Origin of the sequence: Erythrobacter aurantius (assembly GCF_023823125.1) — a bacterium.
GTDB classification, from domain to species: domain Bacteria; phylum Pseudomonadota; class Alphaproteobacteria; order Sphingomonadales; family Sphingomonadaceae; genus Erythrobacter; species Erythrobacter aurantius.
On record NZ_CP090949.1, the window covers coordinates 2,197,979 to 2,224,309 of the forward strand.

At 60.4% G+C, this 26,331-nt stretch carries 24 protein-coding genes; 11 read left to right on the forward strand and 13 right to left on the reverse strand.

The genetic code is table 11. The annotated features are described in order from the left end of the window. Positions 1 to 18: 18 nt before the first annotated feature. The 4 genes from L1K66_RS10510 to dusB all read right to left on the reverse strand — a co-directional run bounded on the left by L1K66_RS10510 (position 19) and on the right by dusB (position 5,982). Entirely contained in the window at positions 19 to 2,187 is a 2,169-nt protein-coding gene (locus L1K66_RS10510; protein WP_252257841.1) for a sensor histidine kinase, read from the reverse strand. 195 nt (positions 2,188 to 2,382) lie between these two features. Continuing rightward, positions 2,383 to 3,807, reverse strand: a complete 1,425-nt coding sequence (locus L1K66_RS10515) for a sigma-54-dependent transcriptional regulator (RefSeq protein ID WP_252257842.1) — start codon at positions 3,805 to 3,807, stop codon at positions 2,383 to 2,385. 13 nt (positions 3,808 to 3,820) lie between these two features. Further along, complete coding sequence (locus tag L1K66_RS10520) at positions 3,821 to 4,927, reverse strand: two-component system sensor histidine kinase NtrB (protein ID WP_252257843.1); 1,107 nt, start codon at positions 4,925 to 4,927, stop codon at positions 3,821 to 3,823. A 2-nt stretch (positions 4,928 to 4,929) separates the two neighbouring features. Further along, positions 4,930 to 5,982, reverse strand: a complete 1,053-nt coding sequence (dusB, locus tag L1K66_RS10525) for a tRNA dihydrouridine synthase DusB (RefSeq protein WP_252257844.1) — start codon at positions 5,980 to 5,982, stop codon at positions 4,930 to 4,932. A gap of 76 nt (positions 5,983 to 6,058) precedes the next feature. On the opposite strand from dusB, the gene L1K66_RS10530 reads away from it, so the two are divergent. The 3 genes from L1K66_RS10530 to L1K66_RS10540 are packed head-to-tail and all read left to right on the forward strand — an operon-like array spanning position 6,059 to position 8,305. Continuing rightward, positions 6,059 to 7,228: a bifunctional 2-C-methyl-D-erythritol 4-phosphate cytidylyltransferase/2-C-methyl-D-erythritol 2,4-cyclodiphosphate synthase gene (locus L1K66_RS10530; protein WP_252257845.1), complete on the forward strand. Its 1,170-nt coding sequence runs from the start codon at positions 6,059 to 6,061 to the stop codon at positions 7,226 to 7,228. Next, positions 7,225 to 7,782 (forward strand): hypothetical protein, encoded by a 558-nt coding sequence (locus L1K66_RS10535; protein ID WP_252257846.1) that lies wholly within the window; start codon positions 7,225 to 7,227, stop codon positions 7,780 to 7,782. Before L1K66_RS10530 ends, L1K66_RS10535 begins: the two co-directional genes overlap by 4 nt. Positions 7,783 to 7,792: 10 nt before the next feature. Then, positions 7,793 to 8,305 carry a CinA family protein gene (locus tag L1K66_RS10540; RefSeq protein WP_252257847.1) on the forward strand — a complete coding sequence of 171 codons (513 nt, stop codon included), beginning with the start codon at positions 7,793 to 7,795 and terminating at the stop codon, positions 8,303 to 8,305. On the opposite strand, the gene L1K66_RS10545 is transcribed toward L1K66_RS10540, so the two are convergent. Then, complete coding sequence (locus L1K66_RS10545; RefSeq protein WP_252257848.1) at positions 8,266 to 8,727, reverse strand: type II toxin-antitoxin system RatA family toxin; 462 nt, start codon at positions 8,725 to 8,727, stop codon at positions 8,266 to 8,268. The two genes, L1K66_RS10540 and L1K66_RS10545, sit on opposite strands and share 40 nt — an antisense overlap. Next, positions 8,727 to 9,683: a lipoyl synthase gene (gene lipA / locus L1K66_RS10550; protein ID WP_034954802.1), complete on the reverse strand. Its 957-nt coding sequence runs from the start codon at positions 9,681 to 9,683 to the stop codon at positions 8,727 to 8,729. The genes L1K66_RS10545 and lipA overlap by 1 nt, the downstream gene beginning before the upstream one ends. Before the next feature lie 127 nt (positions 9,684 to 9,810). Here lipA and L1K66_RS10555 point away from each other — a divergent pair, with 127 nt between their 5' ends. Continuing rightward, complete coding sequence (locus L1K66_RS10555; RefSeq protein WP_252257849.1) at positions 9,811 to 10,452, forward strand: carbonic anhydrase; 642 nt, start codon at positions 9,811 to 9,813, stop codon at positions 10,450 to 10,452. Between the two features lie 40 nt (positions 10,453 to 10,492). After that, positions 10,493 to 11,221 carry an NYN domain-containing protein gene (locus tag L1K66_RS10560; protein WP_252257850.1) on the forward strand — a complete coding sequence of 243 codons (729 nt, stop codon included), beginning with the start codon at positions 10,493 to 10,495 and terminating at the stop codon, positions 11,219 to 11,221. A 71-nt stretch (positions 11,222 to 11,292) separates the two neighbouring features. Here the strand turns inward: L1K66_RS10560 and L1K66_RS10565 are convergent, their stop codons facing one another. Beyond that, positions 11,293 to 12,657, reverse strand: a complete 1,365-nt coding sequence (locus tag L1K66_RS10565) for a hypothetical protein (RefSeq protein WP_252257851.1) — start codon at positions 12,655 to 12,657, stop codon at positions 11,293 to 11,295. Positions 12,658 to 13,005: 348 nt separating this feature from the next. Between L1K66_RS10565 and gyrA the strand changes: the two genes are divergently transcribed. After that, positions 13,006 to 15,780, forward strand: a complete 2,775-nt coding sequence (gene gyrA, locus L1K66_RS10570; protein ID WP_252257852.1) for a DNA gyrase subunit A — start codon at positions 13,006 to 13,008, stop codon at positions 15,778 to 15,780. A 51-nt stretch (positions 15,781 to 15,831) separates the two neighbouring features. Beyond that, the gene (locus tag L1K66_RS10575; RefSeq protein ID WP_252257853.1) at positions 15,832 to 16,659 is read left to right on the forward strand and encodes a TauD/TfdA dioxygenase family protein; all 828 of its coding nucleotides are present in this window, start codon (positions 15,832 to 15,834) and stop codon (positions 16,657 to 16,659) included. Positions 16,660 to 16,665: 6 nt separating this feature from the next. On the opposite strand, the gene L1K66_RS10580 is transcribed toward L1K66_RS10575, so the two are convergent. After that, positions 16,666 to 17,316: a lysoplasmalogenase family protein gene (locus tag L1K66_RS10580; protein ID WP_252257854.1), complete on the reverse strand. Its 651-nt coding sequence runs from the start codon at positions 17,314 to 17,316 to the stop codon at positions 16,666 to 16,668. 63 nt (positions 17,317 to 17,379) lie between these two features. Between L1K66_RS10580 and trmFO the strand changes: the two genes are divergently transcribed. Then, positions 17,380 to 18,765 carry a methylenetetrahydrofolate--tRNA-(uracil(54)-C(5))-methyltransferase (FADH(2)-oxidizing) TrmFO gene (trmFO, locus tag L1K66_RS10585; protein ID WP_252257855.1) on the forward strand — a complete coding sequence of 462 codons (1,386 nt, stop codon included), beginning with the start codon at positions 17,380 to 17,382 and terminating at the stop codon, positions 18,763 to 18,765. A gap of 1 nt (position 18,766) precedes the next feature. Here the strand turns inward: trmFO and L1K66_RS10590 are convergent, their stop codons facing one another. Both L1K66_RS10590 and L1K66_RS10595 read right to left on the reverse strand, forming a co-directional pair. Continuing rightward, positions 18,767 to 19,231, reverse strand: a complete 465-nt coding sequence (locus tag L1K66_RS10590) for an EF-hand domain-containing protein (RefSeq protein ID WP_252257856.1) — start codon at positions 19,229 to 19,231, stop codon at positions 18,767 to 18,769. Positions 19,232 to 19,272: 41 nt separating this feature from the next. Further along, positions 19,273 to 19,926, reverse strand: coding sequence for a hypothetical protein (locus tag L1K66_RS10595; protein ID WP_252257857.1), 654 nt, complete (start codon positions 19,924 to 19,926; stop codon positions 19,273 to 19,275). Between the two features lie 215 nt (positions 19,927 to 20,141). Here L1K66_RS10595 and L1K66_RS10600 point away from each other — a divergent pair, with 215 nt between their 5' ends. The 3 genes from L1K66_RS10600 to L1K66_RS10610 are packed head-to-tail and all read left to right on the forward strand — an operon-like array spanning position 20,142 to position 23,376. After that, positions 20,142 to 22,085: a Tad domain-containing protein gene (locus L1K66_RS10600; RefSeq protein ID WP_252257858.1), complete on the forward strand. Its 1,944-nt coding sequence runs from the start codon at positions 20,142 to 20,144 to the stop codon at positions 22,083 to 22,085. Further along, a complete protein-coding gene (locus tag L1K66_RS10605; RefSeq protein ID WP_252257859.1) occupies positions 22,082 to 22,681 on the forward strand; it encodes a TadE/TadG family type IV pilus assembly protein in 600 nt (199 codons plus the stop codon). Before L1K66_RS10600 ends, L1K66_RS10605 begins: the two co-directional genes overlap by 4 nt. Further along, complete coding sequence (locus L1K66_RS10610) at positions 22,678 to 23,376, forward strand: TadE/TadG family type IV pilus assembly protein (protein WP_252257860.1); 699 nt, start codon at positions 22,678 to 22,680, stop codon at positions 23,374 to 23,376. Before L1K66_RS10605 ends, L1K66_RS10610 begins: the two co-directional genes overlap by 4 nt. Positions 23,377 to 23,426: 50 nt before the next feature. Here L1K66_RS10610 and L1K66_RS10615 read toward each other — a convergent pair whose 3' ends face one another. The 3 genes from L1K66_RS10615 to L1K66_RS10625 form a co-directional block, all read right to left on the reverse strand. Further along, positions 23,427 to 24,782: a pyruvate dehydrogenase complex E1 component subunit beta gene (locus L1K66_RS10615; RefSeq protein WP_252257861.1), complete on the reverse strand. Its 1,356-nt coding sequence runs from the start codon at positions 24,780 to 24,782 to the stop codon at positions 23,427 to 23,429. Continuing rightward, positions 24,782 to 25,882, reverse strand: coding sequence for a pyruvate dehydrogenase (acetyl-transferring) E1 component subunit alpha (gene pdhA / locus L1K66_RS10620; RefSeq protein WP_034954100.1), 1,101 nt, complete (start codon positions 25,880 to 25,882; stop codon positions 24,782 to 24,784). The genes L1K66_RS10615 and pdhA overlap by 1 nt, the downstream gene beginning before the upstream one ends. 170 nt (positions 25,883 to 26,052) lie before the next feature. Next, positions 26,053 to 26,328 carry an FtsB family cell division protein gene (locus L1K66_RS10625; protein ID WP_330221227.1) on the reverse strand — a complete coding sequence of 92 codons (276 nt, stop codon included), beginning with the start codon at positions 26,326 to 26,328 and terminating at the stop codon, positions 26,053 to 26,055. Positions 26,329 to 26,331 lie beyond the last annotated feature (3 nt).

A 26,331-nucleotide genomic window follows, 5' to 3' on the forward strand; every position in this document is an offset into this window, starting at 1 on the left:
TCAGGGCAAGAGGTGCAGTCATCGGGCAGCCTCACCTTCGTTGCTTTGGGGATTGCGGGCAAATCTGAGGGTGACACGCGTGCCAAGAGCCCCCGAGCGCGGATCGACGCTGGCGCTGGCGAAGCTCATGTCGCCTCCATGTTCGTCGACGATCTTGTTGACGATGGCAAGGCCAAGCCCCGTCCCTTTCTCACGTGTGGTGACATAGGGTTCGACGATTCTTTCACGGTCTGCCGGAAGGCCAATGCCGTTGTCTTCCACAATAATCCGGATGCGTTCACCATCATCTTCGAGCGTGACCGAAATCGCCCCGGCATAATTCGGCGGCGGATCAGCGGAACGAGCCTCAACCGCTTCAACAGCGTTCTTCAGCACATTCGTCATCGCCTGACCAAGCTGATGGCGATCGCATTGTATCTCGCGCTCCGACAGGCCGTCAGCCGTCACGGCGAATTCGATATCGGTGTGCGCCACTTCCTGAAGGAAGACCGCCTGCCGCACCAGATCAAGCGCATCCTCCTGACGGAAGACCGGTTTTGGCAGGCGTGCAAAACTGCTGAATTCGTCGACCATCTTGCGCAGATCGCCCACCTGACGCACGATGGTGCTGGTCAATTCATCAAACAATTCGCCGTCTTCAGCCTCCACCTGTTTGCGATAGCGGCGCTTCAATCGCTCGGTCGCCAGTTGGATCGGTGTAAGCGGGTTCTTGATCTCGTGTGCGATGCGTCGAGCGACATCCGACCATGCGGCCTGCCGCTGATCGAGCAACTGCCGGGTGATATCTTCGAAGGTGATCACATGGCCACTGCCGCTTGGCGCGACCTTCACCGCCAGCGTCAACAATTCACCACCCTTCGCTTGCGTTACGATGGAGCGTTTCTTGCCTTCGCGCACCATCGCGCAGATATCAGGCGACAGATCAGCAAGCGACTGGCCCATCAGATCATCGGGTGCTGGCTCGCACACGGTTTCCCCGCCCAGCAACGCTTGCGCAGAATTGTTCATCAGAAGCACGCGGCTGTCCTGATCGACCGAGATCACTCCCGCACTGACCGACTCCAGCACCGCTTCCATGAAGGCGCGGCGATCATCGAGTTGTCGGTTGGCGCTGACCAGCGCGTCAGTCTGTTTCTCAAGCTGCGCGGTCATGCGGTTGAAGGCGCGGTTGAGGAGGCCGATTTCATCCGCCCCGGTGCGCCCTTCCACCCGGAGCGCGAAATTGCCCTGCCCCACTTTGCGTGCGGCGCCGACAAGATCAGTCAGCGGTTCAACTTGCCGATCCGCAAAACGCAGCGCGAACCAGACGGCGATGCCCACCAGCAACAGGCTGACAGCGACCAGCGCGATGTTGAACCGCAGCTGGAGTGTGCGGGCCTGGATCGTCAGTGTTTCATAGGCGCTGGAAATGGCCTGCGCGCTTTCCCATCGCTGAAACATCGATTCTTCGGTCGTCCGGGCGCTGTACAGGTAAATCCCGGCATTCCGATCAATCGGAGCCACGGCAGCGATGCGTTGCGGACCGCCTTCAACCACCACGAATTCCCCGGCATCGAGACGTGGCAGGGCGGCAGCGCTGAATTCCAGCGGCCGATTGTCTTCGAGCAGGTTGAGGATCGCGGCGGTGCGCAGTGACCCGTCATCTAGCCGCTGGAGTATGGCGCTTTCGGAAATCTGGCGTCCTTGGGCCTGCACGGCATAGAAATCAGGAAAATCGGCATCGGTTATGTCCATGCGTTCTAGTATGAACCGCATGTCGCTGGCCATGGTGATGGTTTCCTGCTCAACCTCGCGCTGATTGGCGTCGTAATAGCTTTGCGCCAGCGCATTGGCGTTTTCCATCAAGCCGCGCGATTCATCGGAATACCAGAACGCGACGCCTGTCTGGAACAGGAAGGCGGCAAAGCCGGATACGAGCAGCGTCGGAACGGCTGCCACGATCGAAAAGAAGAACACCAGACGCACGTGGAGCCGTGCGGTGCTACCCGCAGCCCGTGCAAGCGCCATACGGCGCCCGATAAGCACCAGTATCGCCATCGCCGGAACCAGCACGGCCACCAGCAGCAGCGATACTTCCAGTGCGGGCAGACCGTCCGAATTCTCCGGCTGGCTGGAATAGGCGAGATAGTTGGCGATAATCGCCGCCACCAGCGTGATGACTGATCCGATCTCGATCCAGCGGAACACGTTTGCGCGGCGAGCGGAAACCGCGAACTGACGCCACCAGCGCGGTGAATGGCGCTGGGGATCCTTGGCTGGGAATGATTCCCGATCCTCTACAGTAGCCTCCGGTTGTAACGCTGCACCTGCCATGGTTGCGCCGTTACAACCATGGTGTTGCATTTTTGCAAGTGAAAAGTCTTGTTAGGTGGCTCGCTTGCGTCAGACCGGTCTTGCGAAACGATCGGGTTCAATCGCAAGTTCGCCAATGCGTTTGCGCAGGGTGTTGCGATTGATGCCGAGCAATTTCGCCGCCCGAAGTTGGTTGCCCCCGGTCCTGCCCAGTGCGTGCTCGATCAACGGCTTCTCGAAAGCGGCGAGCGCGCTGGCATAGACAGTGCCGCTCGGCGGCTCTTCCCGTACCAGCCATACTTCAAGCGCTTTGGCGATACCGTCGTCACCATCGCCATCGGGATCAAGCGCGAGCGGCTTTTCCTTGCCAAGAATTTCAGTCAGTGTGGTTGCGTCGATCATGTCCTCGCGCGACATCAGCGCAAGGCGATACATGACATTGCGCAGTTCGCGGACATTGCCGCGCCAATTACGACCTTCAAGCGATGCAATTGCATCCGGCGTGAGTTGCCGCCGGGGCAATCCGTCCTCTGCCGCCTGCGCCAGAAAATGCTGTGACAGAACATCAATGTCCTCACGCCGTTCCCGCAAGGGCGGCAGTTCGATCGGAACGACGTTGAGACGATAGAACAGGTCTTCGCGGAACTTGCCTGCCTCGATCATCGGGGCGAGATCGCGATTGGTGGCGGCAATGATGCGGACATCCACCGATATTTCCTGTCTGCCGCCAACCCGGCGAATGCGCCCGGATTGCAGCGCGCGCAGCAAGCGCGTCTGCGCCTCCGCGGGCATGTCGCCGATTTCATCGAGGAACAGTGTCCCGCCATTGGCCTGCTCGAACTTGCCGATTGCCTGTGCGACTGCGCCCGTGAAAGCGCCCTTTTCGTGCCCGAACAGCTCGCTTTCAATAAGGTCGTGGGGAATGGCCGCGGTGTTGACCGCGACAAACGGACCGGTGCGGCGACTGCCGAGCTGGTGAATCGCCTCTGCCACCAGTTCCTTGCCCGTCCCGCTTTCACCCGTGACAAGCACGGTAAGGTCATTGCGCAGGACGCGGGTGATCATGCGGTACACACCCTGCATCGCCGGGCTGCGACCAACCAGCGGCATGCCATCGCCTGCCCCCTGAGCGGGCGTATCGGAGATATCGGCCCGCTCCCCCGCAGCCTGACAAACGGCGCGCACCAGTTCATCCAGATCGAACGGCTTGGGGAAGTATTCGAAGGCGTCGCTGTCGCTCGCGCGCACCGCTGTATCCAGCGTGTTTTGCGCCGACAGGACGATCACCGGCATGTCGGGCGCCGCTTCGCGAACATCGGCAAGGCTTTCCAGCCCGTCCCCGTCTTCAAGCTTCACATCTGTCAGCATGACGTCGAAACCGTGCAAGGCCAACAGGGCGTCGCGTTCCTTGATCGTGGCGCAGCGGGTGATTTCGAACCCCTCGTCCTCAAGCGCCGCGGTAATCACGGTCGCAATCGCGCTGTCATCCTCCACCAGCAGCAAACTGCCCGCCATGTGCTATGCTCCCTTATTCCTCGCCCGGCTTAGCCAATGGCAAATGCAGCCTGAAATGCGTCAGTTCGGCGCGTATGTCGCGTTCGTGGCTGATGCTGCCGTTCATGTCCCGCACCAGCTTGCGCACCAGTGCCAGCCCAAGCCCCTGTCCCGATTGCTTCGATGTGACGAAAGGTTCGAAGACCCGATCGCGCAAGGCAGGATCGATCCCCGGCCCGTTGTCGCTGACGGTGATCTCAATCGGCAAGCGGACCGCACGACCAAGCCGGATCGCGCTGAAGGCCAGGCCGCTGATGAAACGGGTTCGGATAGTGACCTTGCCCCTCGCCCCTGAACTCGCCGCATCGCGGGCGTTGGTGATTAGATTGATCAGCACCTGTTCCAGCGCGTCGCGATTGGCAAGAACGGGGGGTAGCGAAGGATCGAATTCCTCGGTGATCTCGACCCCGTTCGTGCCCGCAGCACGCACTGTCGCGATCGCAGCGCGGATCGCTTCATGCGGATTGCACGGAGCCGCCTCCTCTGCATGGCGAGCACCCAATTGCTGCATCCGGTCGATAAGGCGGGCAATCCGGTCAACCTCGTCGGTGATCATCCGCGCCAGCTTCTTGTCCTTGTGAGGCAGTTTACGTGCTGCAAGCTGGCCGGCACCGCGAATGGCGGCGAGCGGGTTCTTGATCTCGTGAGCCAGGATGGAAGGCGCGCCCATAGACGAAGCCAGCTCGTCATCGCTGCCGGTTTCCTCATGCCCCACCTGCGACAGCGTGATGACCCGCCATGCGCGATTGGTACTAAGCGGGGAGACTGTCAGATTGACGCGCAATTCAGTCTCGGAGGCGTTTATCCTGATGTCACGCGCGACAAGAGCCGCCTCTGCATCGCTCAGCCGTTTCTCAACCCTCGGATCGAGCGGCCCGATAATGTCGAGCAAGGGCCGGCCGATCAGGCGGCGGGCGCTGACGCCCAGCATGTTTTCGGCGGCGTGATTGGCTTCGACGATGATAGCGTTTTCGTCGACCAGCAGGAGCGCAAACACAAGGCCTGCAATCTGCGCCTCGGCACTGGGCCGCGAAGGATCGAAACCCGAAATATCAGCTCCACTGGCCTCGTTCGACGGCATTATCAGGCGGCCTTGGCCTGATCATGCGCCGCAATATCTGCAGCAGATCGACGGCCGAGGAACGGCTCGTAAAACCGTTCGAGTTCACCGAGAACTTCATCGGGGTCGTCAATGAAATTGGCCTTGTTCCGGAAATCGGCGGAACCATGCATTCCCTTGGTATACCAGCCCAGATGCTTGCGCGCGATCTTGGTCCCGACGTCACGCCCGTAATGATCCAGCATCCGGTGGTAATGTTCCACCAGCGTTGCGTATTGTTCGTCGAAGCTGGGCGTGGGGATGGTTTCGCCGGTGCGCCACCAATGCATGACCTGACCTAGCAGCCACGGCTTGCCATAGGCACCTCGCCCGATCATGAGGCCGTCCGCGCCGGACTGTTCCAGCGCCTTTGCCGCGTCGTTGATCGTGCAGATATCGCCATTGACGATGACGGGAATGGAAACCGCTTCCTTGACCTTGCGGACGAAGGACCAGTCTGCGCTTCCCTTGTACATCTGGTTGCGCGTGCGGCCGTGGACGGTGATCATCTTGACGCCAAGATCTTCTGCAATTCGCGCCATTTCCGGGGCGTTAAGGCTCTGGTGATCCCATCCCATGCGCATTTTCACCGTCACGGGCACGTTCACCGCCTTGACGGTCGCTTCCATCAGCTTTGTCGCGAGCGGAACTTCGCGCATCAAAGCCGATCCGGCAAACTGGCCGACCACCTTGCGAACCGGGCAGCCGAAGTTGATGTCGATAATCGCCGCGCCATTGCCTTCCTGAAGCTTGGCGGCTTCGGCCATGCTGCCCGGATCGCAACCGACAAGCTGCATCGAGACGGGTTCCTCGATCGGGTCCCACTCGGCCTTTTGCACTGATTGGCGCGTTTCGCGGATAGCTGCCTCGCTCGCGATCATCTCCGTCACGTTTAGGCCCGAGCCATAGCGACGCACCAGCGTGCGAAACGGCTTGTCCGTCACGCCTGTCATGGGCGCGAGCAGAACGGGCTCGTTGATCGTGACCGGGCCGATGTTGATCGGCTTCATGGCCGGAGGAGTTGGAACGTCTGTCATGTGCGGGATGCCTAAATATTGGGCAGGCGCATAGTGGATTGCGCAAAACCCGTCCAGACCTTAAGCGCGTGCCGCAATGTCGAGTGAACATGCCCTACCCGCTTTCGCCGGAATCGTGGTTGCCGCGGGCAAGGGTTTGCGCGTGGGCGGCGACACTCCGAAGCAGTTCCGGCAATGGCGCGGGCGCTCTTTGCTATGGCACTCTGTGCAAACCTTACGCGGTGCCGGAGCGGATCCTCTGGTGATCGTCATCGCCGATGGCGCGCAGGCTGACGCCGAGGCCGCTCTGGATGGTTGCACTGGCTACCGCTTCGTTACGGGCGGCGCGACGCGGCAGGATTCGGTGCGTGCGGGGCTTGAAGCATTGGCAGGGCATAAGCCCGAACTGGTGTTGATCCACGATGCGGCACGGCCTGACTTGCCGCTGCCGGTAATCGAGCGGCTGATCGGCGCTCTGGACAAGCATGCGGGCGCCATCCCGACCTTGCCGGTTGTCGACAGCCTCGCGGTTGACGATGGCGGAGTGATGGCGGGCAAGGCTGATCGCGAAGTGCTGCGCCGGGTGCAGACACCGCAGGCATTTCGTTTCGCCGATATCCTTTCGGCGCACCGGGCATGGCAGGATCAAACCACCGCAGGGGACGATGCCCAGGTGCTCGCAGCAAGCGGAGGTTCAGTTGCGCTGGTTGATGGAGACGAGCGCCTGAAGAAGATCACGTTCGCGGAGGATTTTCTGCAAGATACAAATACACTTCCCGCATTCCGCGTCGGACAAGGCTTCGATGTTCACCGCCTCGTCGAGGGTGAGGAATTGTGGCTGTGCGGGATCAAGCTTGAACATACGCACGGACTGGCCGGACATTCGGATGCCGATGTCGCGCTGCATGCGATCACCGATGCAGTGCTAGGCGCGGTAGGCGAAGGCGATATCGGCACGCATTTCCCGCCAAGTGATCCGAAGTGGAAGGGCGCGCGCTCGGGACAGTTTCTGGAACATGCAGTAAAGCTCGCCGCCAAAGCTGGTTATTCGCTGGGCAATATCGATCTTACCATTATCTGCGAAGCACCCAAGATCGGCCCGCACCGCCCCGCCATGCGCGCTGAAGTCGCGCGCCTGACAGGCCTTGCCGAGCAGGCGGTAAGTATCAAGGCAACCACCACCGAAAAGCTTGGATTTACCGGCCGCGGCGAAGGTATAGCTGCACAGGCCATCGTTTCCGTTTTTGCCAAGGGATCGTCATCATGAAGAATTCGCTCCTCGCTTCGTCGCTGGCTCTTGCCGCGCTGGTTTCTGCACAAGGCGCACAGGCACAGGAAGCCTGTGTCGCTCCGCAAGACCTCACCGACACGATCACCTATGCCATGCCGATCATATACGATTCCATTCGGGGCAAATGCGCCGCGCAATTCCGTGCCAGCACCTTCATGCGCAACGATGGCGATGCCTTTGTCGATCAGTTCCGCGCAAAGCAGGACGAGGCATGGCCAGGCACGCTCCGTCTGCTCAAGGTATTCATGGCGCAGCGCTCGGGTAGCGAAGACCAGACGGCGGCATTGATCGCTTCACTGCCGGAAGAATCCCTGCGTCCCTTTGTGGACGGGATCGTCGGAATGGTTATCACGGACAAGCTTGGCGCCGACTTCAAACCGGACACCTGCCATGATGTCGCAGAGGCGATGGAATTGATCGCGCCGCTGCCGGTCGAGAACATTTCCGGCCTCGTTACGTTTCTGGCTCGGCAGGCTGACCTCGACGAACCCAAGCTTTGCACGGCAAACCCTTCAACCTCCGCGCGATAGAGTCTGGGTCATGAGCAAAACAATCCTCCCTGACGATATCACGGTACTGGCCAAACGCGTTGTCGAAGAAAACGCCGCCGCTGGGCGCAAGCTTGCCACTGCGGAAAGCTGCACAGGCGGCCTTGTGGCGGGCGCGATCACGGAAATCGCGGGTTCATCAGCGGTGCTCGATAGGGGCTTCATCACCTATTCGAACGAAGCAAAGATGGAAGCGCTGGGCGTGGCGCAGGACATCATCGAAACCTTCGGAGCGGTTTCGATCGCTTGCGTATGGGCAATGGCACAGGGCGCGTTGAAGCGTTCCAACGCCGATGTTGCCGTGGCGGTGAGCGGAGTGGCTGGTCCGGGTGGCGGAACTCAGTTGAAGCCGGTCGGCACCGTGGTCTTTGCCCGCGCCTATCGCAATCAGGAAGGCGAGCCCGAAGGCGAGCTCAAATTCTTCGAAGGCGGCGATGGCCCTGATGGCCGCGCTGCGATCCGGCGTCAGGCGACGCTTTGCGCGTTGGAGCTGTTGCTGCCGTAAAGCTCGAAGGCGCGCTGCTCGAATGCGGCAACCATCTTGCGAAAAGCACGGTCGAAATATTGTCCGGCCAGCGCCTGAAACACCTTGTTCTTGAACTGGAAATCGACGCTGAAGCCGACTTCGCAATTGTTCGCGTCGATCACCTTGAACGTCCAGACATTGTCGAGGTCGGACAGCGGCCCGTCGAGATAAAGCACTTCGATCCGCTTCGCGCGATCCTTGAACACTTTCGATGTGAAGCTTTCGCGCAGGCTTTTGAACCCGACGACCATGTCGGCCACCATTTCCGTCTCGCTGTCCGAGCGAATCCGCGTCGCCACCACCCAGGGCAGGAATTTGCCGTAATTCTTCACATCCGCCACCAGATCGAACATCTGTTCGGCGCTGTAAGGAAGGATGCGGGTCTCGCGGATGCCGACCATCAGAGGCTCAAACGGTCTTTCTTGCGCAGCTTTTCTTCGCGCGCGGCCTTCATCACGGCAAAATCGTCACCCGCGTGATAGCTTGAGCGTGTCAGCGGACTGGAGGCGACTTGAAGGAAGCCCTTGGCGCGTGCGATCGAGCCATAGGCGGCAAATGCCTTGGGTGTGACGAACTCCTCAACCTTGGCGTGCTTTGGCGTCGGTTGGAGATATTGGCCCATGGTGATGAAATCGACTTCGGCGCTGCGCATGTCGTCCATCACCTGATGCACTTCCAGACGTTGTTCGCCCAGCCCGAGCATGATGCCCGATTTGGTGAAGATCAGCGGGTTGTGCGCTTTCACTTCTTCAAGCAGCCGCAGCGAAGCGTAGTACCGCGCGCCAGGGCGGATCGTAGGATACAGCCGCGGGACGGTTTCGAGATTGTGGTTGTACACATCCGGCCCCGCCTCGCAGATCATTTCGACCGCGCGGCGCATCTTGCCCCGGAAATCAGGGGTGAGGATTTCGATCGTGGTATCCGGCGTGTTTCGCCGCAAAGCCTCGATCACCTTGACGAACTGCATCGCCCCGCCGTCAGGCAAGTCATCGCGATCAACGCTGGTGATCACAATGTGCTCAAGCCCCATCTTGGCGGCTGCGATGGCGGTGTTTTCCGGCTCCATCGGGTCCACGGCACGTGGCATGCCGGTCTTGACGTTGCAGAACGCGCAGGCCCGCGTGCAGACATCGCCGAGGATCATCACCGTCGCGTGCTTCTTAGTCCAGCATTCGCCGATATTGGGGCAGGCCGCCTCTTCGCACACAGTGTTGAGGTTCAGCTCGCGCATCAGCTTGCGCGTCTCGTGATATCCCTGGCTCACAGGGGCACGGACGCGGATCCAGTCGGGCTTGCGCTGGCGCGGAGGCCGCGCGTCTTCCTGCGAAGGTTCGGGCGGGTTGGAAAGATCGTTCATTGCAAGGCCCATCTAGGCTCCAATGCCCCGCCTCGCAAGCCGCGAGGCTGCGGAAGAATCGCAAGCCCGGCCTTGAACTTGGTGGACACCGGGTGTTTAGGCTGAACGCCGGGAAGGGAAAATCGAAATGCCTGAATATGCCGAGCTGCTGAAAGGCTACCGCCGGTTCCGCGAGGAAACCTATCCGCGCCAGCGTGCGCGGTTTGACCAGACAGCGGTGGAAGGTCAGCATCCCAAACTGATGATCATCGGCTGTTCGGACAGCCGGGTTGATCCGGCAGTGATCTTCGATGTCGATCCGGGCGATATCTTCGTTGTCCGCAATGTCGCAGCTCTGGTGCCTCCATACGAGACTTCTCCGGGCTATCACGGCGTATCAGCGGCAGTGGAATTCGCGGTGCAGATCCTTGAAGTACGTCAGATCGTGGTGATGGGCCACGGTCGCTGCGGCGGGTGCAAGGCCGCGCTCAGCCAGAGTTTCGAGACCAAGCCGCATGGAGAAGGCGCCTTTATCGCCAACTGGATCGAACTGCTGGGCGAAGCGCGCGAGCCAGTCGCCCGCAAGCACGGCACCACCGGGCGCAAGGCAGAACTCGCAATGGAATTCGCCGCAATCCGGCAAAGCCTCAAGAACCTGCGCACCTTCCCGTGGCTCGCCGAAAAGGAAGCAGCAGGGCAGATAAAGCTGCGCGGCGCGCATTTCTCGATCAGCGAAGGCATTCTTTATTCGCTTGACGAAGAGACGGGCGAATTCCTGCCCGAGGATTAAGCGCTTGCCCCGCCCCTGCCCCCGGCCCATGTAATCCACCATGGCTCAAACCGAACTCAAGAACATCGCCCTGCTGATTGACGCGGACAACACAACCCCGGACGGCATCGATCCCGTGCTGACCGTCATGGCAGAACTGGGTCAGGTCAACATCCGCCGCGCATACGGCAATTTTGCCAAGGATAATCTGGCGCGGTGGGGCACGATCAGCAACAAGTTCGGTATCCGCCCGCAACAGCAATTCGACGTGTCGAAAGGCAAGAATGCGACCGACATGGCGATGACGATCGATGCGATTGACCTGCTTTATCAGGGCAAGGTCGATGGCTTTGGCATCATGACATCCGACAGCGATTTCACACCGCTCGTCACGCGGCTTCGGCAGGACGGCATCATCGTTTACGGCTTTGGTGAGGCAAAGACTCCCGAAGCGTTCAAATCGGTGTGCACCCGGTTTATCGACATCAAGCAATTGATCGCCAATTACGCGGCCGACAAGGACGGGAATGCGAAGGGTGACAAGACCGGAAAAGCCGGAGCAGTCGATCAGGATTTGATGGAATTGATCACTGCCGCCTATTCCGAGGCGAAGCGCGACGAGAAAGGCTTTGCGCGGCTGCATCAGGTTGGACAGATCGCCGGTAACCGTTCCAGTTTCGACGTACGGAACTATGGCTTCAAGAGCTTGTCGGAATTGTTCGGCACGCTCGACAATTTCGCGATGGAACGGCGCGAGGACAATCAGGTCTACGTCAAACGGCTGCGTTGACTGCCCTTCATACAAAGAAAAAGGGCGCCGGAAGCAATTCCAGCGCCCCTGATCTGATCTAGGCAAATCGATTACATTGCCATTGCCGGAGCAGCCGCGCCTTCCTTTTCGTCGGCATAAGCAGCCCACAGCATCGCGATTGGCATGCGGGCGCCCGTCACGCGGCCAAGTGCCGTGCGCGCGGCATCAAACTTGCCCAGTTCGATTTGGGCAACCGCCAGACGGATGAGGGCCTCATTGGTATCGACACCCGGCATGGTCAGTGCGCGCTCGTAAAACCGCTCTGCCTTGGCGAAATCGTCGTAGCTGAGGAACGCACCGGCCGCAGCCATCACGGTACGCAGGCCCGCGTCAGCCGCCATTGCATCACGCTCAAGCGCCGGAAGATCGGCACGGTCGCTCTGGATACGACCCGATGCAACTTGTTCGGCTTCGGTGATGAACAGGTTGCTGGAGGTGATGACTCCGGCCGCCTTGCCTTCGTCGATCACGTCCTTGACTTCCTTGGGAAGACGGCGGGGATCCGCTGCTTCGACGTAATAGTCATAATCCGAGGCATCCTGCAGAGCATCGACACGGCGCGCCAGACGGAACAGGTCAAGGATTTCGCCTGGCTGGAACGTGTTGAGATTGCGCGTCAAGTTGACGGCGTCACGCCAATTGTTGCTGGTGGGAAACTCGCCGATCCACATTGTCACGAAATCATAGACCTGCGGCACGCTCTGGTTCTCGTAAGCCACGGTGACGCCACGACGATACCACTGCTCCTCAACGGCAAGACCCTGGGCCTTGCGATCGGTGATTGCCTTCTTGAGGTATTCGTAGCCCTGGGTGAGATCATTCGACGCGAAGAAGCTTTCCGCCATCGCGATTTCGAGATCGGAACGCCCGATGGTCTCCGTGGTGAAGTTGTTATCGATCGCTCCCTGCAGATAGCGCCGTCCCTTGGCGTAATCGCGCTGTTCGTTGGCGAGCTGGTAGGCGATGAAGTTATAGCGTCCGGCCTGCTCAGCCGGAACCTTGCCGCTCGCGACCATCAGTTCCATGCCCTGAAGCTGAAGCCCGCGGTCGGAACCCTTTACCCCTGCATTGAAGACCAGGCCGCCGCCGGCGATCTTTTCATCAGCGGTGTTGAGCAGCGGGATCAGCGCGTCGATCTGAGGACGGAGCGCCGCAACGCTGGCGCCTTCGGCCTTGAGCGCTTCGTCGAGCGGGACATAGGCCGCGCGGAACGCGTCGGAATAGCCACCGCCATCCTGTTCTTGTGCAGCCTGCCCGCGGTCACGATCGCGATCCCGGTCACGCTCGCGCTCACGGGGAGCGCGCTGCGCGTTCGCTTCAACCGGGATAACAGCCGTTGCAACAACTGCGGCACCGGTTGCCAGCGAAATGGCAAGTGCGAGCGAGGAAGCGCGCTTGCGCGAGAAAAGGGTCATTCGGGGTACCTCCTGTCGGTGTTCCGCGCCGCATTTATTCATGTGGGGTGCGGCGCTTTCAAATTCTGGGCGGCTCCATGAACGAGAGCGTGCCTTTTTGCAATTCGTTCCTAGGTGAAACGGGCTGAACGAGGATTGAATGGATCGCACGATTGGTACGCCCCGGCGCAATTTCCGCAAAGCCTGCCGGTCAATTCACCCTCTCGGCCATGCGGCGGGCACCAAGTGTGGAAAAAGCCCGGTTTATGCCCGGTTTGCCGTCGCTGCGAGTGGCGAAACGCAGCGCGAGCACCTAGATTGAAGCCTCGCGAAACGCACTGAAAACAACAACCAGAAACGGCTGCACCTTTGAGCGACGAAACCGAAATCCTTGAACCCTCGGCACCTTCACCCTCGGGCGAATATGAACGCATCGATATCGTCGATGAGATGAAGACGAGCTATCTCGATTACGCGATGAGCGTGATCGTGTCGCGCGCGCTTCCCGATGTGCGCGACGGATTGAAGCCGGTGCACCGGCGCATTCTTTATGCCAGCAAGCTCGGCAATTTCGTCGCCGGTCGCCCCTTCGTGAAAAGCGCCAAGATCGTTGGTGACGTGATGGGCGATTTCCACCCGCATGGCGACAGCGCGATTTACGATGCCCTCGCCCGCCTTACGCAGCCGTGGTCAATGCGCGTGCCACTGATCGATGGTCAGGGCAATTTTGGTTCGATGGACCCTGACCCGCCGGCCTCCATGCGTTATACCGAGGCACGTCTTGCGCGGGTAGCGGACACGCTGCTTGACGATCTGGACAAGGACACAATCGATTTCGTCCCCAACTATGACGGGCGAAAGCAGGAGCCGTCGGTCTTGCCGGCGCGCTTCCCCAATCTGCTCGTAAATGGCGCAGGCGGCATCGCCGTCGGCATGGCGACGAATGTTCCCCCGCATAATCTGGGTGAAGTCATCGACGGCTGCCTTGCCTTCATGGACAATCCGGCGATCACTTCAGAAGAATTGATCGAGTATATTCCCGGCCCAGATTTCCCCACGGCTCCGCTGATCCTCGGCACCAGCGGGGCAAAGGCGGCATACACCACCGGTCGCGGATCGATCCTGATGCGCTGCCGTCACGAGATCGAGACTTCGCGCGGGGACCGGGAAAGCATCGTTTTCACCTCGATTCCCTATCAGGTCGGCAAGGCCGGTCTGGTCGAAAAGATCGCCGAAGCCGCCAAGGAAAAACGGATCGAGGGCATTTCCGACATCCGCGACGAAAGCTCGCGCTCGGGCGTGCGCGTGGTGATCGACCTGAAACGGGATGCCACAGCGGAAGTCGTCTTGAACCAGATTTGGCGGCACACTCCGGCACAGGCCAGCTTCCCGGCAAACATGCTCGCCATTCGCGGCGGACGGCCCGAAGTGCTGATGCTTCGCGACTTCATTCAGGCGTTCATCAGCTTCCGCGAAGAAGTCATCACCCGGCGCACCAAGTTCGAGCTCGCCAAGGCACGTGATCGCGCGCACATCTTGCTGGGTCTGGTGGTCGCGGTGTCGAATCTCGACGAGGTTGTCGCGATCATTCGCGGCTCGCCCAATCCTGCCACCGCCCGTGAGCGTATGCTGGCGAAGGAATGGCCGATCGGCGACATCGCCCAGTATATCAAGCTGGTCGAGGCGATCGAACCGAGCAAGGATCAGGAAGGCGGCACCTATCGCCTGTCCGAACGGCAGGTGAAGGCCATTCTCGACCTGCGCCTGCATCGTCTTACCGCGCTGGGCCGTGACGAAATCGGTGATGAACTGGCCGAACTCGCCAGCAGGATCGAGGAATATCTCGCGATCCTCGCCGACCGGGCAAAGCTGTATCAGGTCATGCGCGAGGAGCTGGAGGAAATCCGGGCGACTTATGCGACCCCGCGCGTTTCCGAAATCGCCCCTGCTTGGGACGGCCTCGATGACGAAGACCTGATTGAACGCGACGACATGGTCGTGACGGTCACGCTGGACGGCTACATCAAGCGCACCCCGCTATCCACCTTCCGCGCACAGAACCGCGGCGGGAAAGGGCGCGCGGGCATGTCCACGAAGGACGAGGATGCCATTGCGGAGATGTTCGTCACGTCGACGCACAATCCGGTGCTGTTCTTCTCGACCGCGGGGAAGGTCTATCGCCTCAAGGTCTGGAAACTGCCCGAAGGCGGCCCGGCCACACGCGGTCGGCCAATCGTCAACATGCTGCCCGCGCTTGACGATGGCGAGACGATCCAGACCGTCCTGCCCCTGCCCGAAGACGAGACCGAATGGGGCGCTCTGTCCGTCGTGTTCGCCACGGCAAAGGGCAATGTCCGCCGCAACAGCATGGATGCCTTCACCAACATCCCCTCGAACGGCAAGTTCGCGATGAAATTCGAGGAAGACAGCGAAGATCGCCTGATCGGCGTGCGTCTTGTCGCAGCGGGCGATGACGTGATGCTTGCCTCCAAATCGGGCAAGGCGATCCGTTTCCCGGCCGAGGATGTACGCGAATTCACCTCACGCACATCAACTGGGGTGCGCGGCATGAAGCTGGCCGACGGGGACGAAGTGGTTTCGCTTTCCACCCTCGGCGCGACCGGGACGACGCAGGAAGAGCGCGAACAATATCTGCGCTTTGCCCCTTGGAAGGGTGACAAGGAAGGCGAGCCCGACCTTCCGGCAGACCGCTTTGCCGAGCTGGAGACTAGGGAACAATTCATCCTCACTGTCTGCGCCAACGGCTATGGCAAGGTGTCGAGCTCTTACGATTATCGCCGCATCGGTCGTGGCGGTCAGGGCGTGGTCAACATCGACAATATCGCTCGCAACGGCCCCGTTGTCGCCAGCTTCCCCGTAAAGTCGGGCGAACAGCTGATGCTGGTGACCGATCAGGCCAAATTGATCCGCATCGGGCTCGAAAGCCTACGCGTCATGGGGCGCAACACCGCCGGTGTCCGTCTGTTCAACGTGGGCAAGAACGAACACGTCGTCAGCGCGGTGAAGATCGACGAAACCGAGGAACCCGAAAACGAAGCCGAAGAGGCTATCGTCGAGGAAATGGTTGAACGGCGCGGGGGCGGTGACGAAACCGGGCCGGACGAACCTACCAGCGCCGATTGATCTTGCCCCTCTCTCGGCTCCGTCCTAGCTTTTCGGGCGAGGGAGAAGGGAATGATCGTTGAACCATCGGGGCAATCCTGCGGCGCCATCGTGCGCGGTGTCGACTTGGCCGGAGAACTCGACACGACGTTGATCGCGGACATCCGCAAGGCATGGCTCGACCACAAGGTTCTGGCTTTCGTCGATCAGCAGATGGACGACGATGCGCTGGAACGGTTCACCCTCTCGATGGGTGAATTCGGCGAGGATCCGTTCTTCGATCCGATCGCGGGGCGCAAGAATATCGCCGCGATCCTGCGCGAAGCGGATGAGACAACGGCGCTGTTTGCCGACAATTGGCATTCAGACTGGAGTTTCCTCCCCGAACCGCCGTCTGCCACTTGCCTGATGGCCGTGGATATTCCCCCGGTCGGCGGGGATACGCTGTTCAGCAATCAGGCGATGGCCTTTGCCGGCTTGCCAGAGGCGCGCAAGCAAGAGCTGCGGGCGATCACCGCGATCCATTCCGCGCGCCGGGGTTATGCGCCGGACGGGGTTTATGGTGACAAGGACCAAGGGCGCAGCATGGCAATCCGCCCCGGTGAAGCCGCCATGGCCACACATTCGCACCCGCTTGTCCGGGTGCACCCCGAAACGGGCGAGGAAGTACTGTTCTTCTCGATTGCCTACACCATCGGGTTCGAAGGAATGGACGAATCCGAAGCGATGGCATTGACTCTGGAACTGCATCAATGGTGCGAGCAGGAACGGTTTGTCTTTCGCCACAAATGGGCGCCCGGAATGCTGCTGATGTGGGACAACCGCTGCCTAAATCACCGCGCGACGGGAGGTTACGAGGGGTATCGCCGCGAGCTCCACCGCACGACGATTGCAGCTTGAGCGGGATCAGCGCGCCGCGTTTTCGCCTCTGAGCGTCTGGACTACGCCGGTCGCAATCATGAACTGGCCCGAGTAGTAAAGCGGCCAGATCAGGTAATCGGGCAGCACACCCAGATCGAAACTGCCCATCCGGCTGAAGATCAGCCAGTCGCTGATCACGAACAGCACGGCCCCTGCCCCGACCCTGTAACGCGGAAAACGGCTGCTCCATGCGGCTGCTGCCATCACTGCGAGGAACAGGGCATAGACGGCGATGTCGATCCGCCCGCTCAGCAGGTATGAAACAGTCGGTGTGGCGACCAGCAAGACCAGCGAGAGCATCATCTGGCTCGGGCTTGTGCGATCACGCCGGTTGCGCAGGTATAGCACGACGGCAACCGCGTGAGAGGCCGCGAAAAGCGCCCCGCCCACATCAAACGCCAGTTCCAGCGTCATGTCCGCCGCAGCCGACAATGCCAGCACCAGCGTAAGGACCGCGCCATCTATTCCGGATGTGCGTTGCCATGCATAGACGGCCAGAAAACCGACCCCGGCACCTTTGAACAATATCTGCCAGAATTCGCCCAGCGCGCTGCCGGTGACAAAGTAAAAGGCAATCGACGCAGCGAGGCTTGCGAGCAGCCATGGGCGATGTTCGATGAGAGCGCGCTTGGCCAAAATGTCTCCCTTCCCGCAACTGCGTCCTTGCCGCGGCGCTACCACGCAATTACCTCGCGCTCCATGACCAAGACTGATCAAAGCTACGATGTCCACATTATCGGCGGCGGACTGGCCGGATCCGAAGCGGCGTGGCAACTGGCGCGGCGCGGTGTGCGCGTGCGGCTTTCGGAAATGCGCGGCAGCGGGGAGATGACACCAGCGCACCAGACCGATGGCCTGGCTGAACTGGTGTGCTCCAATTCCTTCCGCTCGGACGACGATACGAAAAACGCGGTCGGCCTTCTGCACCACGAGATGCGCGAACTCGACAGCATCGTGATGCGCGCAGGCGAAGTCGCAAGGGTGCCCGCAGGCAGCGCGATGGCGGTGGACCGCGATGTGTTTTCCGCCGAAGTGCAAAAGACGCTGAGCGAACATCCCAATGTCACCATCGTGCGCGAACGGATCGACACGCTGCCTGACGCCGGGTTGACGATTGTCGCCACCGGCCCGCTCACGGCAGAGGCACTTGCACGGAGCATAGTTGCTGCGACAGGGCAGGAACGGCTCGCCTTCTTCGATGCCATTGCTCCCATCGTCCACCGCGACAGCATCGACATGTCGAAATGCTGGATCCAGTCGCGCTGGAACAAGCGCACTGAGGCATCCAACGAGGATGGCGATTACATCAACTGCCCGATGACTAAGGAGCAGTACCTCGCCTTTCATCAGGGATTGATGGATGGCGAAAAAACCGAATTCCGCGAATGGGAAAAAGACACGCCCTATTTCGACGGCTGTATGCCGATCGAGGTGATGGCCGCCAGGGGCGTCGAGACTTTGCGGTACGGGCCGATGAAGGGCGTTGGACTCGACAATCCCTTTGACACCACGCTCGAACACCCGCAGGGACGTTGGCCCTATGCCGTGGTGCAATTGCGCCAAGACAACAAGCTGGGCACGCTGTGGAACATGGTCGGCTTCCAGACGAAGCTGAAATATGGCGCACAAATAGAGCTGTTCCGTACCATTCCGGGTTTGGAAGATGCGGAATTCGCTCGGCTCGGGGGATTGCATCGCAACACATTTCTCAATTCCCCTCAGGTTCTGGATCGGCAGCTTCGCCTCCGCGCCGCTCCGCATATCCGTTTTGCCGGACAGGTGACGGGATGCGAAGGCTATGTCGAAAGCGCGGCTATCGGGCTGGTCGCAGGCATGATGGCCGCTGCGGAACTGGGCGGGCGAGAATGGAGCCCCCTGCCCTCCACCACGGCGCTCGGCGCACTGCTAAGCCACATTACCGGTGATGCCGAAGCTGAAACGTTCCAACCTATGAACGTCAATTTCGGACTGTTCCCGCCCTTGCACGATGTGAAGAAGAAGCAGCGCAAGGAGGCCTATACCGACAGGGCAAAGGCCGACTTGCAGCAATGGATCAACGCCAACAGCGAGCCTGTTCCGGCCTAGATCAGCACCGGCAAGCAGGTGCTCGCCTCTGGGGTCGGGGCGCGGAGGTTGCAAACTCTGCCGGGGTCAGTTCGTCATTGCCGTTCGCGTCCATCTCGCGGAAGCGTTCCGACGTGGTGATCGCCCATTCCTCGAATGTGAGCAGGTTGTTGCCGTCGGTATCGAGCCTGCGACAGGCATCTGCCCGGGTCGAGAGCATTTCATTTCGGGTAATGATCCGGTCGCGGTTACGATCATAGCGGAAGAAGCGCCGCTCCTCACGCGTGAGTTCGCTGGCCTCGGGTGGAGCCGGACCAATCATTTCGCCCGGATCAGCGGCTGGAAGCTGGTCGGGATCGGGCGCTGCTTCTTCGGCATCGGGCGGCGCCGGTGCGTTCATTTCCACCTGTGCGCGGCCCTGCCACCAGAACACACCGACCCCGGCCAGCAACAGCCCAACGAAAACCCCCAAGACAGCTTGACGCATTAGACCCTCGCGACCCAGTAGACCTAAGGGAATACACGTATTTAGCGGCCGAAGATAGCCGCCCGAGCAGCGGCAATGGAGGCTCCCCTTCCCTCCATCAAGGGTCGTCCTCCGCGCCTGAGCGAACGCCGGGCAAGCGCGTCGAGTACAGCCAACCCGCGCAAGGACCGGGGCAGGCGCGCCGCTTCACGATTTGCGCTGGCAAGATCGAGCAGCATCGTTCGCTCGGTTCCATCGGGTATGTGGACCGCTGCATCCACCAATGCCCAGCGCTGTGCGGCGGCATCGACCGAACTTGCATTCGAGGTTTCGGCCATCTGTCGCATCGCGACAAACGGGGCCGCGCGTCCTTGCGCGAAGGCCGATGCGCCTGCCTCGTCCAATTCCTCGGCGAGCATGAATTCCCACCCGTCCACCAAAGCGATCAGCGCATGTTCGCGCCCTTGCCAATGCACGCTGATCCCATCGAGAACCGCGTCACCTGCAGGCCGAGCCTCTCGGTTCTTGCCAAGCTGCTCGCGCCACCACGCAAGGCGCATCTGGCCCAGCATTGGCTCGTTCGTGCCCGCCACGATCCGGGCAAGACGCATATCGAGCTCAAGGAATATCGTTAACGCGGGCCGCCATTCCACTATCGTATGGGCCACTGCCAACTGCGCCTCGACGGGTAGGCTCTCGGAAGAATTATCAACCATCAGGCGGGCTGCTAGCCTTCGGTAGACGGGTCTTGTCAAGCATCCTCCACGCTTAACCTCCGCATTCCGCGGAAGTTAAACCTCTACCCCCATGGTAACATTGCGTTTACCATGCTGTTTCGCAAAGTGCTTACCAGCAATGCGCTAGAGCCCTCGGTCTGTTTGATATTTCTGCATGTTTGTGTGCCGAAAACAGACCTGAGGACGCGCAACCCATGGGCCACGAAACCGAACGCCAATCGTTCTTCCGCCGGATCGCCAAGGACGCGACGGCAAACACGATGGCAATCTCAGCTGCATCGCTCGTCCCGCTGATGGCAATGGTCGGCGGAGGCGTCGATGCGAGCCGTTACTACATGGCGGAATCCCGGCTTCAGGCCGCTTGTGACGCCGGCGCACTTGCTGCCCGTCGCGCGATGGCGGATGATACGTTCACGACCGAGCATCGCACCATCGGCAACCAGTTCTTCAACCAGAACTTTCCCAACGGCACATTCGGATCGACGGACCGCACCCGCCGCTATGTTGGCACCAGTGCCGGCGAAGTGAACGGCACAGCGAGTGTCAAACTGCCCTCCACCATCATGGGGGCGTTCGGCTATGACGAATTCAACATTTCAGTCGAATGCACCGCCGACATCAACATTTCGAACACGGATATCATGTTCGTGCTCGACACCACGGGTTCGATGGCTTGGCGACCGGACGGCACCAACTGCGGCAGCGCGGGTGGTTTCTGGACGGAGTGTACAGGGTCACGCATGTCCGGCCTACGAAGCGCGGTCATGACTTTCTATGACACGGTCGAAGACGCCACTTCGAACAGTGCTCAAGTGCGTTACGGCATCGTGCCCTATTCCTCGTCGGTAAACGTCGGCGACGAATTGATGGCAGCCAATCCGAGCTGGATGGCATCGAGCCATACGTATCAGTCGCGCGAAGGCGACTATGTGCTCGGCCCGTACGAAACGACCTCGACAGCCTATTACCGCACCAGCGGCGCCTTCAACTGGCGATATCAAGGCGAATATAGCGAGACGCGCTATGGTTGGTCGTGGAGCCAATGCCAGGCCGCGATCGCCACGCGGTACGATATCTATTATTCGTCCAATTCGAACACCTGGACACAGGTGTCGCAGACCGGAAGCAACCCCCGGACGACGAACTATACCGGCGTCGTGACCTATGAATATTACTGGGATGTCGGCAACTCTTCCTATCGCTCAAGCGACGGTAGGTGCCGGATCAGACTTGATCATTGGCTCTATGATGCAAACTCGAACATCGTCGAAACGGAAGAGCGCGAAGAGACGTTTGAATGGGTGTACAAGCCTGTCACGTTCAACCTGACTTCGCTCTACGATGACAATTCGATGCAAGTCCCCACAGGGTGGAACCTCGGCAACGAAACCGTCACCTGGGAAGGTTGCATCGAGGAAGCCAGCACCGTCGCCGTAGCGAATTTCAATCCGATCCCTTCCGGGGCCAAGGACCTTAACATCAACCTGGTGCCTTCCAACGATTCCGAAAGATGGAAGCCGGCGCTCAGAAACATTGTCTGGATGCGGCGTAACGGCTCGAACAACTATACGCTCGACGAAGTCCGAAGGACGAACAATGAACCGCGTCCGGGCTATTACTGCCCAGAACCCGCGTTCCGTCTTGATGACCTGACTCGCACGGAATTGGAAACCTATGTCAACGGGCTGCGCCCGAACGGTGCAACCTATCATGACATCGGCATGATTTGGGGTGCGCGTTTCATCACACCGCGGGGCATCTTCGCCGCAGACAATGCGACAGCTCCCAACGGTGACGCGATTGCACGGCACATCATTTTCATGACCGATGGCGAGCTTTCTCCCTCCACGACCGTCTACACACCCTATGGGACGCAATGGTGGGATCGCCGCATCCACAACGGCACTGACAGCACCCAAATCTTCAACAATCACGCCGAGCGCTTCCAGGCTGCTTGCCGCGCTGCCCGGCAGGAAAACATCTCGGTCTGGGTTGTCGCCTTCGGCACCAATCTGACGCAAAACCTGATCGATTGCGCCAGTCCCGGCCGGGCCTTCTCCGCAGACGATTCAGCCGCGCTGGAGACGACTTTCCGCGAGATTGCGCAGCGCATCGCAGCACTGAGGCTTACGCAATGATGGCAGGAAATTTCATCAATCGCCTGCTCCGCAACGAAGAGGGCGCGACGCTGACCGAATTCGGTTTCGTCGCCCCCATCCTGATCATGATGATCATGGGCATCTTCGACATGGCGCATTCGCAATACACCTCGGCGCTTATGAATGGCGCGATGCAGCAGGCTGCGCGTGACCTGACGCTCGAAACGGCAGGCAGCCAGCAATCCAATATCGATCAGCGCGTCATTGATGCGGTAGCAGATGTGACACCGGGAACTGCGACAGTCACGCTGGAAAAGCTCTCGCACTACGACTTTAGCGATATCGGCGAGGCCGAGGAATTTGCCGACGACAACGGCGACGGCGTCTGCAACGACAACGAAGTCTTCGCGGATGCAAACGAGAACGGCCAATGGGATGCAGACCGCGGGCAGACCGGCATCGGTGGTGCGCGCGATGCCGTGCTCTACACCGCTGTCGTCACCTACCCACGCCTGTTCCCGATGTATGGCCTTGCCGGTCTGCCGCAGAACGTGACGCTGCGAGCTTCGACCGTGCTTCGTAACCAGCCTTATGACGAGCAGAACCGCTCTACAGCTACAGGAAACTGCCCGTGAAGAAGATCATGAACCGCATCGGCTCGTGCAAGCGGGCCATGGGCCGCATTTCGTCTGATCTGCGCGATTGCACGTCGGGCGTGGCGATGGTGGAATTCGCCTTTTCCGCGCCAATCGTGCTCAGCCTCGGCCTGATGGGCACGGAAACCGCCAATTTCACGATCACGCACATGATGATCAGCCAGGTCGCGATGCAGGTGGCAGACAACACCTCGCGTGTCGGCGAAACCGATGTGCTTGTCGCCCGTAAGGTTTACGAACGCGACATCAACGAAGCTTTCGTGGGTGCCGAAAAGCTTGGTGCACCTTATGCCATTTTTGAGAACGGCCGGATCGTCGTATCGAGCCTGCAGATGAACTCAGATGGCGGGCAGTGGATCGCATGGCAACGTTGCCGTGGTGCGAAGAATTTCCAGTCGGAATACGGCACCCAGGGCACTGGCGCCAGCGGGACAAGCTTTCTCGGCATGGGCTCTCCGCGCATCCGTGCGAGTTCGGGAACGGCTGTGATGTTCGTGGAGGTGTCCTACACCTATGAGCCGATCACGCCGATCGACTTCTTCGGCCCGACCGAGATCGAATATACGGCTGCATTCAACATTCGCGATTCACGCGATCTGACGCAGCTGTATCAGACAAACCCTGCCTCACCGGTGGCGAGCTGCAACGTTTACTCGGCTGACCGTCCTAGCTGATTGAGGATTCGCGGGAGGCGCGCCGATAGCGGACGCCTCCCGGCACTCCCTTATTTATAGCAGACCTTGCGCACCGCCTCGACAATGCGCGGCGTGTCGATCAGCGCCAGCTTTTCGAGATTGGCTGCATAGGGCAGCGGCACATCTTCGTTGCAGACGCGCAGCACCGGCGCATCAAGGTGGTCAAAGCCCTCTTCCATGCAGATCGCGATGATCTCGCTGGCGATGGAACAGGTCGGCCAGCCTTCTTCCGCGACCACCAGACGGTTGGTCTTGGCAAGGCTCTTAAGCACGGTTTCCTTGTCGAGCGGACGCAGCGTCCGCAGGTCGATCACTTCGGCATCGATGCCCTGCTCGGCCAGCTCCGCTGCGGCTTCGAGCGCAAGCCCGACGCCGATCGAATAGGTCACGATGGTTGCGTCCTTGCCCTCGCGCACGATCCGCGCCTTCCCGATGGGCAGGACGTGATCATCGACATCAGGAACGTCGAAGCTGCGGCCATAGACCAGCTCGTTCTCAAGGAAGACGACTGGGTCCTCTGAACGGATTGCGGCCTTCATCAGTCCCTTTGCATCGGAGCTGTCATAGGGAGCGATCACGATCAGGCCGGGAACGCTGGCGTACCACGGGCCATAGTTCTGGCTGTGCTGCGCGCCCACGCGGCTTGCTGCGCCGTTGGGGCCGCGGAACACGATCGGACACCGCATCTGGCCGCCCGACATGTAGTTGGTCTTGGCAGCCGAGTTGATGATGTGGTCAATCGCCTGCATCGCGAAGTTGAAGGTCATGAACTCCACGATCGGGCGAAGGCCGCCCATCGCCGCGCCCGCACCGATACCGGCAAAACCGTATTCGGTAATCGGGGTGTCGATCACGCGCTTCGGCCCGAATTCGGCGAGCAGACCCTGCGTCACCTTGTACGCGCCCTGGTATTCGGCGACTTCCTCACCCATCACGAACACGCGCGGATCGCGGCGCATTTCTTCGGCCATGCCGTCGCGCAGCGCCTCGCGAACCGTGGTGCTGGTGAAGCTGGTGCCGGCGGGAATTTCAGGGTCGCTCGCAGGAGCTGCGCTGACGGGCTTTTCCGCCTTTGCAGCAGGTGCCGGAGCGGGAGCAGGCGTTTCCGCCGGAGCGGGCGCCGCCGCTTCGCCAGCGTCATCGCCCTCGCCTTCCATATATGCGATCACCGTGCCGACAGTGACGTTCTCGGTACCCTCGGCAACGAGGATCTTCGAAAGCACGCCTTCGTCGATGGCTTCGAATTCCATCGTCGCCTTGTCGGTTTCGATCTCGGCGATGATATCGCCGGGTTCGATTGTATCGCCTTCCGACTTCAGCCAGCGGGCGAGCGTGCCTTCTTCCATGGTCGGCGAAAGCGCGGGCATCTTGAGTTCGATAGCCATCAGTAGTTCTCCACCAGAACGTCGGTGTAGAGTTCGGAGGGCTCCGGCTCGGGCGAGCTTTCGGCAAAGTCGGCTGCTTCTGACACGATCTTGCGAATATCCTTGTCGATGGCTTTCAGGTCATCTTCCGAATGACCGGCTTCGATCAGCGTTTTCTTCAGGCGCTCGATCGGGTCGTAATGGTCGCGCTGTTCCTGCACTTCTTCGCGGGTGCGGTATTTTGCCGGGTCAGACATGGAGTGGCCGCGATAGCGATAGGTGTTGAGTTCCATCAGGACCGGGCCCTTGCCTTCGCGGACATGCTTGAACGCGACTTCGGCGGCGGCGCGCACTTCGAGGACGTTCATGCCGTCTACTTCCATCCCCGGGATCCGGAACGCGGTGCCGCGGCGGTAAAAGCGCGTTTCGGCAGAGCTGCGTTTGGTCGCGGTGCCCATCGCGTACTGGTTATCTTCCACCACGAACACGATCGGCAGGTTCCAGAGCGCGGCCATGTTGAAGGTTTCGTAGACTTGCCCCTGGTTGGCCGCGCCGTCTCCGAAATAGGCAAGGCACAGCCCGCCGTCTTCGTTGTACTGGTGCGCCAACGCAAGACCTCCGCCCAGCGCGACCTGCGCACCGACGATGCCGTGGCCGCCGTAGAATTTGTGCTCGGTGCTGAACATGTGCATCGAGCCGCCCTTGCCCTTGGAAATCCCGGCTTCGCGGCCCGTCAGTTCGGCCATGATGACCTTGGGATCGATGCCATAGGCCAGCATGTGACCATGATCGCGGTATCCGGTGATGACGCTGTCACGATCATTGTCGAGCGCGCTCTGAAGGCCGATCGCGACCGCTTCCTGCCCGATGTACAGGTGGCAGAAACCGCCGATCAGGCCGAGCCCGTAAAGCTGGCCTGCCTTTTCCTCGAACCGGCGGATCAGCAGCATCTGGCGATAGAATTCGAGCATCTGCTCGCTGCTCGCGGCGAAGGTTTTTGCCGCTTCGAATTCTTCCTGCAGCGAATGCAGGATGAAATCCGGATCGTCAGATGGTGCGGCGGATGCCGCCGGGGTCGCCTTTTTCGCGGCGGCCCTGCTGGCTGCTGGTTTCTTGGCCAAGATATGATCCCTTCTCTCGTGTTCGCGCGCGCAGTCCGGGGAGGAGGTTGCACGCGGCCCTCACAAGGTTCCTATAACTACGGTTTCGCACGTGACGCAACGGCAACCAGCGGGTTGGCCGTGTAATTTACCGATCTGGTTAGATTGGAAAAACCGCCGGGAAAAAGCGGTTACTCGTCTTCAAGCGTGATGACGATTTCGTCCGGATGGATAACCCCAAGATCCTTACGCACCAGTTCGCTGACGAGGTCAGGGTCCGCACCCTCCGGATCAAGCAGTTCGACCCGGTTGCGCAATGCGTCGCGCTTTTCCTTGAGCACCGCGATCCGCGCCTTGCGCTGTTCCAGCGCCTCGGCATTTTCGGCCCAAGATAGCAGACCCGTAGGCCCGGCAATCGCGGCCACGGTCAGGAAAACGAGCACGGCAAGCGCCAGTGCCTGCTTCACGTG

Excerpts from the sequence above, each read along its gene's own strand:
- L1K66_RS10515 (WP_252257842.1), bottom strand. The coding sequence starts at position 3,807 with ATGGCGGGCAGTTTGCTGCTGGTGGAGGATGACAGCGCGATTGCGACC.
- L1K66_RS10520 (WP_252257843.1), bottom strand. The coding sequence starts at position 4,927 with ATGCCGTCGAACGAGGCCAGTGGAGCTGATATTTCGGGTTTCGATCCT.
- dusB (WP_252257844.1), bottom strand. The coding sequence starts at position 5,982 with ATGACAGACGTTCCAACTCCTCCGGCCATGAAGCCGATCAACATCGGC.
- L1K66_RS10530 (WP_252257845.1), top strand. The coding sequence starts at position 6,059 with ATGTCGAGTGAACATGCCCTACCCGCTTTCGCCGGAATCGTGGTTGCC.
- L1K66_RS10535 (WP_252257846.1), top strand. The coding sequence starts at position 7,225 with ATGAAGAATTCGCTCCTCGCTTCGTCGCTGGCTCTTGCCGCGCTGGTT.
- L1K66_RS10540 (WP_252257847.1), top strand. The coding sequence starts at position 7,793 with ATGAGCAAAACAATCCTCCCTGACGATATCACGGTACTGGCCAAACGC.
- L1K66_RS10545 (WP_252257848.1), bottom strand. The coding sequence starts at position 8,727 with ATGGTCGGCATCCGCGAGACCCGCATCCTTCCTTACAGCGCCGAACAG.
- lipA (WP_034954802.1), bottom strand. The coding sequence starts at position 9,683 with ATGAACGATCTTTCCAACCCGCCCGAACCTTCGCAGGAAGACGCGCGG.
- L1K66_RS10555 (WP_252257849.1), top strand. The coding sequence starts at position 9,811 with ATGCCTGAATATGCCGAGCTGCTGAAAGGCTACCGCCGGTTCCGCGAG.
- L1K66_RS10560 (WP_252257850.1), top strand. The coding sequence starts at position 10,493 with ATGGCTCAAACCGAACTCAAGAACATCGCCCTGCTGATTGACGCGGAC.
- L1K66_RS10565 (WP_252257851.1), bottom strand. The coding sequence starts at position 12,657 with ATGACCCTTTTCTCGCGCAAGCGCGCTTCCTCGCTCGCACTTGCCATT.
- L1K66_RS10575 (WP_252257853.1), top strand. The coding sequence starts at position 15,832 with ATGATCGTTGAACCATCGGGGCAATCCTGCGGCGCCATCGTGCGCGGT.
- trmFO (WP_252257855.1), top strand. The coding sequence starts at position 17,380 with ATGACCAAGACTGATCAAAGCTACGATGTCCACATTATCGGCGGCGGA.
- L1K66_RS10590 (WP_252257856.1), bottom strand. The coding sequence starts at position 19,231 with ATGCGTCAAGCTGTCTTGGGGGTTTTCGTTGGGCTGTTGCTGGCCGGG.
- L1K66_RS10595 (WP_252257857.1), bottom strand. The coding sequence starts at position 19,926 with ATGGTTGATAATTCTTCCGAGAGCCTACCCGTCGAGGCGCAGTTGGCA.
- L1K66_RS10600 (WP_252257858.1), top strand. The coding sequence starts at position 20,142 with ATGGGCCACGAAACCGAACGCCAATCGTTCTTCCGCCGGATCGCCAAG.
- L1K66_RS10605 (WP_252257859.1), top strand. The coding sequence starts at position 22,082 with ATGATGGCAGGAAATTTCATCAATCGCCTGCTCCGCAACGAAGAGGGC.
- L1K66_RS10615 (WP_252257861.1), bottom strand. The coding sequence starts at position 24,782 with ATGGCTATCGAACTCAAGATGCCCGCGCTTTCGCCGACCATGGAAGAA.